12 protein-coding genes and 1 pseudogene are annotated in these 13,686 nt (G+C 74.4%); 7 read left to right on the plus strand and 6 right to left on the minus strand.

Annotated elements, in window-relative coordinates:
• Window positions 1–25: 25 nt before the first annotated feature.
• Window positions 26–748: pseudogene (locus tag ACLJTM_RS18060) on the minus strand (DMT family transporter); the annotation flags it as partial.
• A gap of 316 nt (window positions 749–1,064) precedes the next feature.
• Here ACLJTM_RS18060 and ACLJTM_RS18065 point away from each other — a divergent pair.
• The 3 genes from ACLJTM_RS18065 to ACLJTM_RS18075 all read left to right on the plus strand — a co-directional run bounded on the left by ACLJTM_RS18065 (window position 1,065) and on the right by ACLJTM_RS18075 (window position 4,537).
• The gene (locus ACLJTM_RS18065) at window positions 1,065–2,540 is read left to right on the plus strand and encodes an SDR family NAD(P)-dependent oxidoreductase (RefSeq protein WP_411104633.1); all 1,476 of its coding nucleotides are present in this window, start codon (window positions 1,065–1,067) and stop codon (window positions 2,538–2,540) included.
• Between the two features lie 681 nt (window positions 2,541–3,221).
• Complete coding sequence (locus ACLJTM_RS18070) at window positions 3,222–3,392, plus strand: hypothetical protein (RefSeq protein WP_411104791.1); 171 nt, start codon at window positions 3,222–3,224, stop codon at window positions 3,390–3,392.
• 161 nt (window positions 3,393–3,553) lie between these two features.
• Window positions 3,554–4,537, plus strand: a complete 984-nt coding sequence (locus ACLJTM_RS18075) for an NAD-dependent epimerase/dehydratase family protein (protein WP_411104634.1) — start codon at window positions 3,554–3,556, stop codon at window positions 4,535–4,537.
• Here the strand turns inward: ACLJTM_RS18075 and ACLJTM_RS18080 are convergent.
• The 3 genes from ACLJTM_RS18080 to ACLJTM_RS18090 are packed head-to-tail and all read right to left on the minus strand — an operon-like array spanning window position 4,523 to window position 7,385.
• The gene (locus ACLJTM_RS18080; protein ID WP_411104635.1) at window positions 4,523–5,962 is read right to left on the minus strand and encodes a lipase maturation factor family protein; all 1,440 of its coding nucleotides are present in this window, start codon (window positions 5,960–5,962) and stop codon (window positions 4,523–4,525) included. The two genes, ACLJTM_RS18075 and ACLJTM_RS18080, sit on opposite strands and share 15 nt — an antisense overlap.
• Window positions 5,963–5,982: 20 nt before the next feature.
• Entirely contained in the window at window positions 5,983–6,516 is a 534-nt protein-coding gene (locus tag ACLJTM_RS18085; protein ID WP_411104636.1) for a DUF1990 family protein, read from the minus strand.
• Window positions 6,513–7,385 (minus strand): YndJ family protein, encoded by an 873-nt coding sequence (locus tag ACLJTM_RS18090; RefSeq protein ID WP_411104637.1) that lies wholly within the window; start codon window positions 7,383–7,385, stop codon window positions 6,513–6,515. Before ACLJTM_RS18090 ends, ACLJTM_RS18085 begins: the two co-directional genes overlap by 4 nt.
• Before the next feature lie 228 nt (window positions 7,386–7,613).
• On the opposite strand from ACLJTM_RS18090, the gene ACLJTM_RS18095 reads away from it, so the two are divergent.
• The 4 genes from ACLJTM_RS18095 (at window position 7,614) to ACLJTM_RS18110 (ending at window position 12,421) form a co-directional block, all read left to right on the plus strand.
• A complete protein-coding gene (locus tag ACLJTM_RS18095) occupies window positions 7,614–8,840 on the plus strand; it encodes a DUF6777 domain-containing protein (protein WP_411104638.1) in 1,227 nt (408 codons plus the stop codon).
• 7 nt (window positions 8,841–8,847) lie between these two features.
• A complete protein-coding gene (locus ACLJTM_RS18100; RefSeq protein WP_411104639.1) occupies window positions 8,848–10,938 on the plus strand; it encodes a SpoIIE family protein phosphatase in 2,091 nt (696 codons plus the stop codon).
• 177 nt (window positions 10,939–11,115) lie between these two features.
• Window positions 11,116–11,976, plus strand: a complete 861-nt coding sequence (locus tag ACLJTM_RS18105) for an Fpg/Nei family DNA glycosylase (protein ID WP_411104640.1) — start codon at window positions 11,116–11,118, stop codon at window positions 11,974–11,976.
• Between the two features lie 25 nt (window positions 11,977–12,001).
• Window positions 12,002–12,421 carry a hypothetical protein gene (locus ACLJTM_RS18110; RefSeq protein WP_411104641.1) on the plus strand — a complete coding sequence of 140 codons (420 nt, stop codon included), beginning with the start codon at window positions 12,002–12,004 and terminating at the stop codon, window positions 12,419–12,421.
• On the opposite strand, the gene ACLJTM_RS18115 is transcribed toward ACLJTM_RS18110, so the two are convergent.
• Together ACLJTM_RS18115 and ACLJTM_RS18120 are read right to left on the minus strand one after the other, a co-directional pair.
• On the minus strand, window positions 12,418–12,918 hold the full coding sequence (locus ACLJTM_RS18115) for a hypothetical protein (protein ID WP_411104642.1): 501 nt from the start codon (window positions 12,916–12,918) through the stop codon (window positions 12,418–12,420). The genes ACLJTM_RS18110 and ACLJTM_RS18115 overlap by 4 nt on opposite strands.
• Window positions 12,919–13,120: 202 nt before the next feature.
• Window positions 13,121–13,660, minus strand: coding sequence for a sigma-70 family RNA polymerase sigma factor (locus tag ACLJTM_RS18120; protein WP_411104643.1), 540 nt, complete (start codon window positions 13,658–13,660; stop codon window positions 13,121–13,123).
• Between the last annotated feature and the right edge of the window lie 26 nt (window positions 13,661–13,686).

Genomic DNA, 13,686 nt, shown 5'->3' on the forward strand with positions numbered 1-13,686 from the left:
CGGCCCCGTACCGGAAACCCTCCTCGAAGAGGGAGATGCCGACCACCGCGGCGACCACCGGGTTGACCACGGTGACGGTGGCCAGCGGCGCGGTGAGCCCGGCGCCCCGGTAGGCCGCCTGCGACAGCAGCAGCCCGCCCGCCGCCAGCAGCGCGATGGCCGCGAGGTCGGGCGCCAGGGCGGCCGGGGAACCCGTGCCGAAGCCGTCCGCCACCGATTTGGTGAACACCGAGGCCATCCCGAAGGACAGGCCCGCCGCCGCGGCGAGCAGCACGCTGTGCAGCACCGGCCGGTGCATCCGGTGCGCGGCCAGGAACAGCGCGGCCGCCCCGGCCCCGGTCACGACCAGCAGCAGGGACCGCTCGGAGCCCGCCAGGCTCTGCCCGGCCCGGCCGCCGCCCGTCAGCGCCAGCAGCCCGGCCAGCCCCGCGGTCGCCAGCACCGCACCACGCCAGGCGGCCCGGCCGGACCGGCGGCCGACGAAGAACGCCGCCAGCGGCAGGGCGAAGACGATGGTCAGCGCACCGAGCGGCTGGACCAGGCTCAGCGGACCATAGGCCAGCGCCACCACGTGCAGCAGGGCGCCGAGACCGTTCAGCCCGACCGCCGCCCACCAGCCCGCCCGGCGCAGCGGCGCGTACCGGCGGTCCGGCGTCGTCGCCGCGACCCGTTCCTGGACGATCGCGCCCCCGGCGTACGCGAGCGCGGACACCAGGCAGAGCAGGACCGACAGCGCGAGGGCACTCATGCTGTCCACAATGCCGCACCGCGACGGGCTATTCCTCCCCCTGGAGGAGGTCCCGAGTCATCCTCCAGACGTGGTCCAGGAGGAGTACAGGACCACCGCAGGAGTAGTGCGGTTGCCGTACGGCGCCGGTACAGGTGCAGTACGGCAACCGCGGCCGGCACGGCGCGGGCGGCCGGTCCGGGGTGACGGAGCGGATCGGTCCGTGAGGGGTGCGTGACCGGGTTTTGTCGGGGGCGCAGGGAATCCGTACAGTTTCCCTTTTGGGGACTTCCGCAGCAGGCGGATGCGGACGAGTGATCAAGGAACGGCAGCGGCCATGACGGTGACCGAAGACAGCCAGGAGTACGGGCAAGCCTACGGACCGGGCATCGACCCCGAGCGGCTGGCGCTCTGCCTCAGCGTGCTCGACGAGCTGGACAAGCTCGACGTCGACCACCCTGACGCCGTCACCGTACGCCGCGCCACCGCCGGGCTCTACCGCACGGTCAAGCAGCGCCGCCGCCAGGAGCGCCGCGCCGCCAAGACCGCCAACGACAAGGCCGTCACCGAGGCCACCGCCACCGGCTCCGCCGAGCGGATCGACGACGAGACCCAGGGCAATGCCCTGACCGCCGCCACCAAGGGACCGATCGCCGGAATACTCCAGCGCCCCCGCTCCTGCTACATCTGCAAGACGCGCTACGTCGAGGTCGACGCCTTCTACCACCAGCTCTGCCAGGACTGCGCCGCCTTCAACCGCGCCCGCCGCGACGCCCGCACCGACCTGAGCGGCCGCCGCGCCCTGCTCACCGGCGGCCGCGCGAAGATCGGCATGTACATCGCGCTGCGGCTGCTGCGCGACGGCGCGCACACCACCATCACCACCCGCTTCCCCAATGACGCGATCCGCCGGTTCAAGGCCATGCCCGACAGCTCCGACTGGCTGCACCGCCTGAAGATCGTCGGGATCGACCTGCGCGACCCGGCCCAGGTCGTCGCCCTGGCCGACTCGGTGGCCGCCGAGGGCCCGCTCGACATCCTGATCAACAACGCCGCGCAGACCGTGCGGCGCTCCCCGGGCGCCTACAGCGAGCTGGTCGCCGCGGAGAACGCCCCGCTCCCCGCCGGCGAGCTGCCCTCCGCCGAGGTCATCGGCACCTTCGGCAGCGGCACCGTCGACCGCGTCGCCGCCCTGCCCACCGGCAGGGGCGAGAAGCTCACCGCGCAGGACGTCACCGAGCTCGCGCTGGTCTCCGGCTCCGCCTCCCTGGAGCGGATCGCGGCGGGCACCGCCATCGACGCCGGCGGCCTGGTGCCCGACCTGCACGACACCAACAGCTGGATCCAGACGGTGTCCGAGGTGGACCCGATCGAGCTGCTGGAAGTGCAGCTGTGCAACTCCACCGCGCCGTTCATCCTGATCAGCAAGCTCCGCCCGGCCATGGCCGCGGCGGAGGCCGGGCGCCGCTACGTGGTCAACGTCTCCGCGATGGAGGGGGTCTTCAGCCGCGGCTACAAGGGCGCCGGACACCCGCACACCAACATGGCCAAGGCCGCGCTGAACATGCTCACGCGCACCAGCGCGCAGGAGATGTTCCAGAGCGACCGCATCCTGATGACCGCGGTCGACACCGGCTGGATCACCGACGAGCGCCCGCACCCGGACAAGGTGCGCCTGGCGGAGGAGGGCTTCCACGCCCCCCTCGACCTGGTCGACGGTGCGGCCCGGGTCTACGACCCGATCGTGCGGGGCGAGGCCGGCGAGGACCTGTTCGGCGTCTTCCTGAAGGACTACGCCCCGGCCAACTGGTAGGCCCCGGCCCCAGCCCCGGCCTCACCCGACCCCACCCCACCCCTCCCGTCCCGCGCCCCGCCCGGCCGTCAGCGCGCGGGCCGGGGCCGGACGGCACGTCCGGGCGGGGCGCCCCCGCCCGGACGTGCCGTCCGGCCGGGGGCGCCCCGCCCGCCTCGTCCGGGTGGCGCGGCCACCGCGGCCTCCGCGCCGGAACCGGCCGTCACCACATCGGCCGTCCTCACCCGGACGGCGTACCCGTCCGAGGCCGCGGATCCCCCGCATCCCCGCTGCGATCGGGCATGCCCCGGGCCCCCGGCGGGCGAGCGGCAGACCCTTCGGCCCCCCGACGCAAGCGGCCGCGGTGAGCGGCAGAACCCTCGGCTCCTCGACGCAACCGGCCGCCACCCCAACGGACTTCGCCCCTGGCGGCTCCCTTCCGCCTGCGTGCACCGCCGCGGGCGGACCGCCCGCCACCGGTGCGCGCGCCGACGCGTTCCTGCACGCGCGGCGAAAAGAAGTGGTCGGTGTGGATTTTGCCTTTCCATCGAGCAGGGGTCCGCTCAAATGTGTACGCTGAGGGGCACCAAGACGGCTCGAAGAGGGCCACGCTCCACCACGGCGCCACCGCGTCCGGTATCCCCTTTCTCCCTTGCCCGGCGCGGTCCGCCTGCCGGGTTACGCGACACAGAGGAGTGCGCGGTGACTGACACGAAGAATCCCGACCAGGTCCTGGAAGCCAAGGGGCCGAAGAAGAGCCCCCGCTCGGACGAGCTCGGCAGCCTTGAGGTCTGGGCCCGTTCCGCCCCGATCCGGCTGGCCGGCTACGAGGACGACCTCGCCGAGGCGCACATCCTGCCCGGAATCGACTGACCCGACGCCCCGCCGAGCGCCCCCCGCACCCGCCGGTGCCGGGGGCGCTGCCCCGACCGCTCCCACCAGCCCCGGGTTCCCGCAATCCCTACGCCGACAGCGTCATCGCTGAGGGCGATCATGCCTTCCGGAGCCTTCCGGGCCCCGGAAGGCTGTGCCGCATGAAGCTTCTGATGCTGGGTGGTACCGAGTTCGTCGGACGTGCCGTCACCGAGGACGCCCTGGCCCGCGGCTGGGACGTGACCGTCTTCCACCGGGGCCGCCACGCGCCCCCGCCGGGCGTCACGTCCCTGCACGGTGACCGCACCGCCCCGGAGGGCCTGGCCGCCCTCGCCACGGGGGAGTGGGACCACGTCGTCGACACCTGGGGTTTCGCCCCCATCGCGGTCCGCGACAGCGCCCGGCTGCTGGCCGGCCGGGCCGGCGGGTACGCGTACGTCTCCAGCCGGTCCGTGTACGCCTACCCGGCTCCGGCCGGCCAGGACGAGTCGGGGCCCGTCGTCGAGGGCTCGGCCGATGCCGACGCCACCGCCTACGCCGAGGACAAGCGGGGTGGCGAACTGGCAGCCCTGGACGCCTTCGGGGACCGCGCCCTGCTGCTGCGCGCCGGGCTGATCCTGGGACCGTACGAGAACGTCGGCCGCCTGCCGTGGTGGCTGAACCGGGTGGCCCGCGGCGGACCCCTCGTCGCCCCCGGGCCCCGCGACCTGCCGCTCCAGTACGTGGACGTCCGTGATCTCGCGCGCTTCGCCCTGGACGCCTCGGTGGCCGGACTCGGCGGCGCCTACGACGTGTCCTCCCCGACCGGGCACGCCACCATGGGCAGCCTGCTGGACGCCTGCGCCGAGGCCACCGGCGCCGCGGCCGAGCCGCGGTGGACCGACGCGGCGGCCATCGAGAAGGCCGGGGTCGAGCCCTGGACCGAGCTGCCCGTCTGGCTCCCCGAGGGAGAACTGCACGACTACATGTTCGGCGCCGACGTCACCAAGGCCCACCGGGCGGGACTGGCGTGCCGTCCGGTCGAGGAGACCGTGGCCGACACCTGGGCCTGGCTGCAGTCCCTCGACGGACCGGCCCCCCAGCGCGCCGACCGGCCCAGCCGGCGCATCACCGCGGAGCAGGAGGCCGTACTACTCGGGCTCTGAGCGGGCGGCCTCCGCGAGACGGGTCGGCGGCAGGTACTCGCGCAGCAGCGTGCGGTGCCACCAGTCGCCCGTCTCGCGCCGCTCCCGCCGCGTGGTGAAGCGGTAGCGGTACAGCAGGGCCCGCACATGGCGGGGCGGGGCGTCCGGGAAGGGGTTGTGGCGCAGCAGCCGCAGCGTGTCCCGGTCACCCGCCAGCAGCCGTTCGACGAACGGCCCGAACCAGTCCCGGGCGTAGCCGGGGGACAGCGCGGCGAACCACATCAGCCAGTCCAGCCGCAGATGGTACGGGGCGAACTGGCGCGGCATCCGGTGCGGTTCCCCCGGCTTCCCCTTGAAGCCGTACTCCCGCCAGTCCCCGTCCGGGCGCGGCGCCGCGTCCGCGGTGCCCTCCACCACCACCTCGTCGCGGACCCGGCCCACGCTGCCGAAGGCCCCGTACGAGTTGACCAGGTGCAGCGGGTCGAAGGAGCGGTTCATGACCTGGCGGCGGGAGGCCAGATTGAGCACCGGCCCCCTGCTCAGGGCCAGCACCAGGGCGGTGACGGCGCAGACCAGGACCACGAACCAGAGCGGTGCGGCGCGGGCGGCGGCCGCCGGGGGAGCGCCTGCGAGGGCGGTGAAGTCCACGGCCGACAGGGCCAGCGCGATCGTGAGCCAGTTCAGCCAGGCGAAGTTCCCCGACAGGACCAGCCACAGCTGGGTGGCCGCGATCGCGCCGGCGGCGCAGGAGGCCACCGGCTGCGGGGTGAACAGCAGGACCGGGACCAGGAGTTGGGTGACGTGGTTGGCCGCGCACTCCACCCGGTGCAGGGCGGGGGGCAGATGGTGGAAGAACCAGCTCAGCGGCCCGGGCATCGGCTGCGTCTGGTGGTGGAAGTACAGGCAGGTCAGCTTCCGCCAGCAGGGGTCGCCGCGCAGCTTGATCAACCCGGCGCCGAACTCCACGCGGAAGAGCACCCAGCGCAGCAGCCACAGCACCAGCACGGGCGGCCCGGTGCGGGCGTTGCCGAGGAAGACGGCGAGGAAGCCCACCTCCAGCAGCAGCGACTCCCAGCCGAAGGCGTACCAGGTCTGCCCCACGTTCACGACGGAGAGGTAGAGCAGCCACAGCAGGGCCCACCCGGCCATGGCCGCGGGGAGCGGCACCCGGTCACCGGCCCCGGCGGCCAGCGCCGCGGACAGCGCCGCCCCGGTCCAGGCGCAGCCGGCGAAGAGCCGGTCCGAGTAGTGCAGTCGGAACAGGCTGGGGGCGCGCCGGAAGGGCACCTGCCGTGCGTGGCGCGGCACGGGCAGCATGCCGTGCGCCCCGATCAGGGCCCGGAACTGCAGGGCGGCCCCGACGAAGGCGAGGAGGTACACGCCGGCCAGGGTCCGCTGGAAGACCAGCCGGGCCAGCCAGTAGCCGGGTGCCGTGAACCAGTCCATCGCCTCCAGTATCGGACCGGTCAGGCGCCGGCGGCCAGCCTGCGCACGGTGCGTCCCAGTCGGCGGGCGTACTGCCGCTGGCAGAACGGGACCACGGGGCCCGCGAGCCGGGTGTACCAGGTGCCCGGGCGGCTGAAGGCGCTCACGGTGAACCAGACCGTGCCGTCGGCGTCGGTGCTCACGAGGAAGGACTCCTCCCCGGTCTCGGGATGGCCGTCGAGGGTGCCGTACGCGAAGCCGGTCCGGGTGGGCTCGTACGCGGTCCAGACCACCTCGCACGGAGCGGTGATCCGCAGCGGCCCCAGGCCGATGCCGACCTCGACCCGGGCGCCGGGCCGGACGGCGCGGGCGTCCGCCCGTACCCGCATCCCGGAGGTGCGGTGGGCGAGGAAGGTGGTGACGGCGACGCCGGCGGCCTCGAAGACCCTGCGGCCCTGGCCGATCCGGGTGCGGTGCCGCAGGTGGTGGTATCCGGCGGGCAGGGGCAGGCGGGCCGTGGCCCCCCGGTCCGGGTAGGTGAGGCGGCTGCGGGCCGCGCCGACGAGTCGGGTCATGGGGTGTCCTCCGGATGACGGGTGGGTGCGGGGCGGGTCAGCCGGCGCCAGGCGAGCACCGAGCAGAGGGCGAAGCCGAGGGCGTTGCCGAGGCCGTGGGTCGCGGCCATCCAGGTCAGGGTGGGGTGGACGATGCCGGTGGCCTCGCCGGTCGCCCACCACAGGGCGAGCAGCATGGTGGCGACGAGGACCGCGGCCGACACCGCCAGCAGGGCCCGGGTGGTCCGGTCGCGGCCCGAGGGGCGGATCTCCCGCCAGGTCAGCAGGGCCACGGCCCACATCCCGCCGGTCAGGACCACCGCGCCCAGCAGTTCGGCCCAGTCGTCGACGAAGTAGCCGAGCAGGACCAGCAGGGTGCCGGCGGGGACGCTGTACGCCGCGCCCCGGGTCCAGGGCCCGGGCCGCGCGGCCCGGCACACCAGGCCGGCGACCAGGGCGGCCGCGAAGCCGGCGTAGTGGAAGTGCGGCACGGTGAGCGCCAGGATGTCCAGGTCGAAGCCGAAGAGCCGGTGCCCGGCGCGTTCGGCCACCAGGGCGGTCCCGGCGACCGAGGGCGAGGCCAGCGCGGTGGCCACGGCGATCTCGGGCGGGGTGGGCGCGGTCCGCCGGCCCGCGGCATCCGGGCGCCGGCCCTCCAGCAGCCGGGCTGCGGCCCGGGCCGCGAGGGTCAGGGTGGCCGCCGCATAGAGCGTCGCGAGCCCCGTGGCGAGGGCGCCGCGCGGCAGCCACAGGCTCAGGACCCCCGGTGCGGCGAGCAGGGGCCACAGGCGGGCGGTGCGGCGGAGCCCGGCCGGGTCGATCAGGCGCAGCCCCGCGGGCAGCACGTAGAGCATGCCCAGGGTGACGATCAGGTTCACCAGGACCTGCATGGGCACTCCCTCCCGAGAACCAGAGCACGCTTTGAACGCGTTCAACCGCTGTGTCGACTCTACGAGGTTCCTTGAACATGTTCAAGAAGTGTTCCGGTTGCGGTGTCCGTGCGGATGCGGCAGACAAGAGGAAGCAACCGGGGCGAAAGGGAGAAACGCGTGCACGCTCTGACACCTCCGACATCTCGTCAGGTACCGCGCCGTCACGGGCCCGTCGGCGCCGCCCTCTTGGCGGCCATCGGCCTGTTCGCCGCCGGGTGCGGCAGCTCCGACAAGCCCGTGAGCGCGGCCGGACCCGAGAGCCAGGAGGTCCACCTGGAGGCCGTGGGCGCCGCCGGGCCCGCCCCCTTCACGGCCTCCTCCGCCACCCGCGAGTCCGCACCCGTACAGCCCCCGCTGCCGAACCCCACGGGACGGGGCATCCGGACGGTGAACGCGGCCACCCCCGGCCTGTACGGCGGCACCCAGCGGCTCGGCAGCTGCGACGTGGAACAGCAGGTCGCCCACCTCACGGCCGACGAGGCCAAGGCCCGCGCCTTCGCCGAGGCCTCCGGCATCGAACAGGCGAAGGTCCCCGAGTTCCTGCGCGGCCTCACGCCCGTCGTGCTGCGCGCGGACACCCGGGTCACCAGCCACGGCTTCCGCGACGGCCGGGCCGACAGCTTCCAGTCCGTCCTCCAGGCGGGCACGGCCGTGCTGGTCGACGACCACGGCATGCCCCGGGCGCGCTGCGCCTGCGGCAACCCGCTCCAGTCGCCGCGCGCGGCCAAGGGGTCCCCGGTGCACAAGGGCGACGCCTGGAGCGGCTACCAGCCCAACCAGGTCGTCGTCATCGAGCCGACCCCCCAGGTGATCGGCAACCTGGTGATCGTCAACATCACCGACAACACCTGGATCGAGCGCAAGACCGGCGACGACGGAGCCCAGGACCGCACCCCGGCGACGCCGCCCCCCTACGACCCGGCGGAAGGCATCCCCGACGGCCCCGGCACCCCGCAGAACCCCGCCGACCCCTGCGCCACCAACAGCCTGGCCCGGACGGCCCCGCCGGCGGAGCCCGGCACCCCCAGCACGCCGGGCAGCCCCGCCGCCCCGGCCCCGCTACCCCCGGCGCCTCAAAGCACCCCGTGCCCGCCCAGCCCGCCGGGCACCGTCCCCGACACGCGGCGCGAGAGCCGCCCGGACCGGCCCCTGACCCCGCAGGTCCCGCAGCAGCCGCCGAACGGGCTCACCCGGGAGCAGCCCGGGGACATCCCCCCGGACGGCATGTCCGATGTGCCCTCGGAGCTCCCGCAGACCCCGCAGGCCGACCCGAACGACCCGTTCGCCATCCCGGAGCTCCCGATGGAATCCGACGGCACGACCGGGGTCCCGGTGGATCCGAACGACCCGTTCGCCGTCCCCGAACCCCAGCAGCAGCCCGCGGACGCCGGACTTTCGCTGGAGAGCGCCTGACCGGCCGGTGTGTCATGGTGGACCGGTGCCGAGCACCGTTTCCCTCCCGGACGACTGGCCCGCGCATCCGGACCGGTCGCTGGCACTGAACCGCATGGGCAGCTTCGACTGGGACCTGGTCACCGGGCTCATGCACCTGGACGCCGCCGCCCTCGAAGTCTTCGACACCCTTCCCGAGGCCTACGACGGGCGGCCGGAAGCCCTCTCGCCGCGCGTCCCGGCCGCGGAGGCCACCCGCCTGGACGCCGTGGTCTCCAGTGCCCTCAAGAGCCGGGAGGACACCTACGGCGCCTACTTCCGCATCCGCTGCCAAGACGGCCGGCTGCGCTGGACGCACACCCAGGGCCGCGTCATGCGCGGCCCGGACGGGCGCCCGTACCGGATCATCGGCATCGTCCGCGACGCCACCGAGGAACTCAGCCACTCCGCCGAACGCCTCGGCCTCGACGAGGAGAGGCGGCGCCAGACGACCGTGGTCGAGAGCACGACCGCCGCCCTCGCCCACGCCCGTACGGTCCAGGACGTCATCGACGTGATCGGCGACGCCCACGGCCTCGAACGGCTGGGCTCCATGGGGATGGTGATGGGCCTCGTCGAAGCCGGCCGGATCCACCTCGTCGCCGAGGGCCCGGTCGGCAGCTTCGTCCCCGGCACCCGCTACACCCGCATCGACGAGCCCTACCCGATGAGTGAGGTCGTCCGCTCGCTCCAGCCGCGCTTCCTCGACTCCGCCGAGGAGTTCGCCGAGGGCTACCCCGCGCTCTGGGCGAAGATCTCCCCCATGGACATCTCGGCGGCCGCCTACCTGCCGCTGATCGCCCAGGCCCGACCGATCGGCGCGATCGGACTGCTCTACCGGGACAAGGACGGCTTCACCCAGGACGAGCGGAACCTGCTCGTCGCCCTCGGCAGCAGCATCGCCCAGAGCCTCCAGCGGGCCATGCTGCTGGAACAGGAGCACGATCTGGCGGAGGGCCTCCAACAGGCCATGCTGCCCCGGCGAATCCCGTCCGTGCGGGGCGGTGAGATCGCCGTCCGCTACCGCTCCGCCCGGATGGGCCAGGACATCGGCGGCGACTGGTACGACGTCATCCCGCTCCCCGGCGGCTCCCCGGCGGGCGGCCGGACGGGAGGCCGGGTGGGCGCGGTCATCGGCGACGTGCAGGGCCACGACACCCACGCGGCAGCCGTCATGGGGCAGCTGCGGATCGTCCTGCGGGCCTACGCCGCCGAAGGGCACTCCCCGGCCACGGTCATGGCCCGGGCCTCGGTCTTCCTGCACGAACTCGACACGGACCGCTTCGCGACCTGCACGTACGTGGAGGCCGACCTGTCGACCGGCGTGCTCCAGATGGTCCGCGCCGGCCACATCGACCCCCTGCTGCGCACCCGGGACGGCGAGTGCCACCGGCTCCCGGTGCGCGGCGGGATGCCGCTCGGCCTGTCGGTGGAGTTCGGCCGCCTCGAATATCCGGTGACCACCGTGGAACTGGACCCGGGCGAAACGCTCCTGCTGTGTACCGACGGCCTGGTGGAGCAGCCCGGAGCCGATCTCGACGACGGGATCCGGCTGCTCACCGAGCTGGTCCGCAACGGCCCCGCCGACCTCCAGCAGCTCGCGGACCGGCTGTGCGGGGTCGTCGACGAGCGCGGCGGCGACGACGACATGGCGCTGCTCCTGCTGCACCGCGACACCGAGGACGTCCCGCAGGGCGGCGGCCGCCTCCAGCAGCACGTGGCACCGGGCGACCCGGAGGCCCTGGTCGCGGCCCGGCACATGATCGGGGCGGCGGTCCGGGCCTGGGGCGCACGGGACCGCGCCGACGAGATCGAGCTGGTCGCCGACGAGCTGATCGTGAACGCCCTGATGCACACCGACGGCCCCGCGATCGTGACCCTGCGGGTCCTGAGCGGCGCCGGACGCCGGCTCCGGGTGGAGGTCGAGGACCGCTCCAGCGCCCTGCCGCGCCGCCGGGAAGCGGGGGACTCGGGCGTCTCCGGGCGCGGCCTGCTGCTGGTGGACCGGCTGGCGGACGACTGGGGAGTGGAGCCGCGCGGCAGCGGCAAGTCCGTGTGGTGCGAGTTCGCGATGGCGTGACGGCGCGCCCGGACACCGCGGTCGTCGCCCGCCACCGCCGTCCCCCCCCGGTCCGGTCTCCCGGGCCGACGCGCCGGCGGTCGGCGCCCGGCTGGTTCACCCGGCGCCCGCCCCGCCCGTCACCGCTCCCCGCGCGCCCGGCTCGCATTTCGTCCGGGGCGGCGGCAGGCTGGGAGCATGCCCGAGCTGCCGGAGGTCGAGGCCCTGCGCGGGTTCCTCGACGAGCACCTCACCGGGCGGGTGGTCGAGCGCGTCCACCCGGTCGCGGTCAGCGTGCTGAAGACCTATGACCCGCCCGTCACCGCCCTCGAAGGCCGGCCGGCCGGGCCCACCGCCCGGTACGGCAAGTTCCTCGCCGTGGCCGTCGGCGACCTCCACCTCGTCACCCACCTGGCCCGCGCCGGCTGGCTGCGCTGGCAGGAGGCCCTGCCCGAGCAGCCGCCCCGCCCCGGCAAGGGGCCGCTCGCCCTGCGGGTGGCGCTGGAAGGCGGCGCGGGCTTCGACCTCACCGAGGCCGGCACCCAAAAACGCCTCGCCGTGTACGTGGTCCGCGACCCCCAGGACGTACCGGGCATCGCCCGCCTGGGCCCCGACCCGCTCGCCGCAGAGTTCGACCAGGCCGCGTTCGCCCGGTTGCTGGCCGGGGAGCGGCGCCAGATCAAGGGCGTGCTGCGCGACCAGGGCGTCATCGCCGGGATCGGCAACGCGTACAGCGACGAGATCCTGCACCGCGCCCGGGTCTCCCCGTTCAAGCTGGCCGCGTCCTTCGACGAGGAGCAGACCGCGCACCTGTACGACGCGGTCCAGGACACCCTGCGCGAGGCCGTCGAGCGGGCCCACGGGGTGGCCGCCGGGCAGCTCAAGGCCGAGAAGAAGAGCGGCCTGCGGGTGCACGGCCGGACCGGGGAGCCGTGCCCGGTGTGCGGGGACACCGTCCGCTCGGTGTCCTTCGCGGACTCCTCGCTCCAGTACTGCCCCACCTGCCAGACCGGCGGCAAGCCGCTCGCCGACCGGCGGCTCTCCCGGCTCCTCAAGTAGAGGGTCGCTGCGTAGACTCACCGCCATGGCCGAGGAGCAGCAGGCGCCGCCCCGCCGCGAGACCGTCACCGGGGTGCCCCGCGGCGCGCGCCGCCGCCCGCCCGGACACACCCCGGCCCGCTCGGAGATCTCCGAGCAGACCACCCTCGGCGCCACGTACGTCCGGGCCCTGATGCGCAGCCAGCTGCGGGCCGGGCTGGGGGCACTGGCCGCGCTCGCGCTGCTGGTGGGGGTCCTGCCGCTGGTGTTCGCGCTGCCGTCGGCGCGGTCGGGCCCGCTGGTCTGGGTGGGCCTCGGCCTGCTGGTCTACCCGGTGATGTGGCTGATCGCCCGGCGGTACGTCACCCGGGCCGAGCGCAACGAGGCGGACTTCACGGGGCTGGTGACGGACCCAGCCGAGGCCCCGGGCGTGCGCCGCCCGCCCCGGCGGGACCCTGCGCGCTAGAAGAGGTGCATGGCCAGGTGGCCCAGGGGCAGACCGAGCTGCCAGGCCGGGGTCCAGACGCGGGCGTTCTCGTCCACCTCCGGCGGCAGCTCCGCCCGGACGGCCCGGCCGGAGTCGAGGTTGGTGGCGAAGAGCTCGGTGCGGTCCAGCCAGCGCCAGGCCGCCCGGGCCAGTGCCAGGTCCGGGTCCTCGCCGTCGCCGCGGTCCCTGGCTTCCTCGCCCAGGGCGAGGAAGCGGGTGTGCACCCAGTCGCGCCAGGGGTGCCCGTACGCCGTCAGCGAGAGCCATTCGTCGAGCTGCGAGACCACCCGGATCCCGGAGAGCTCGCCAGCCGCGTCCGAGAGGTAGATGGTCAGGGCCAGGGTGTCGCGTCCGGCCCGGAACTCCAGGGTGCTGACCGGGATCAGCCGGCCCGTGCGCAGCAGTTCGTCCGCGATGTACTCGGCGTAGAGCCATGCCATGGGCACCGCGAGCCCGCCGTCACTGGTGCCGTTCATACCCTCGGGCTGCACCGTTCCACCTTCTCCCGCGCAGTGAGCGTCCCGTCGTCAGCCCCGAGCCTTCCCCCAGTGGCCGCCGGAGCGGGGGATGTTTACTCAACTTGAACGGTCTGGTGCCGATTTTCTTGCGCAATCTGTCGGTTCCGTTCACGTGCGGGTCGCCCTTTGTGCCTCCGGGGAGTGTCTCCGGGGAGTCCCCTCAGGCGCCGAGCCCGTACCCGTACCCCTGCAGCCCCTTGCGCAGGGCGCGCAGGGCGTAGTGGGTGCGCGACTTGACCGTCCCGGCCGGTATGCCGAGTTCCGCCGCCGCCTCGGCCACGGAGCGGTCCTGGAAGTAGACCTGCATGAGCACCTCCCGGTGCTCGGGGCCGAGCGAGCCGACGGCCCGCCGGACGTCGATCGCGGTGACCGAACCGGCCACCGCGTCCACCGGTGCGGCCGCCTGCTCCAGGCCCTCGGGATCCACCTCCTGGGGCCGGGACAGCCGGGCCCGCCGGGCGTCGATCGCGAGCCGCCGCGCCACCGTGAACAGCCAGGGCCGCAGGGAGTCGTGCGCGCTGGCCAGCACCTCGGGATGCTGCCAGACCCGCACCAGGGTCTCCTGGACCAGGTCCTCGGCGCGCTGGGCGTCGCCGGCCGTGAGGCCGAGCAGGAAACCGAACAGGGCCCGCCCGTGGTCGCGCTGGAGTTCGGCCAGGGCCTCGGGGTCCGTGCGGCGGAGCGTGGGGGAGAGCGGCACGAGGGGCTCCTTCCGAGGTGCGGGCC

It is taken from the genome of Streptomyces sp. cmx-4-9 (genome assembly GCF_046548835.1).
GTDB lineage: Bacteria > Actinomycetota > Actinomycetes > Streptomycetales > Streptomycetaceae > Streptomyces.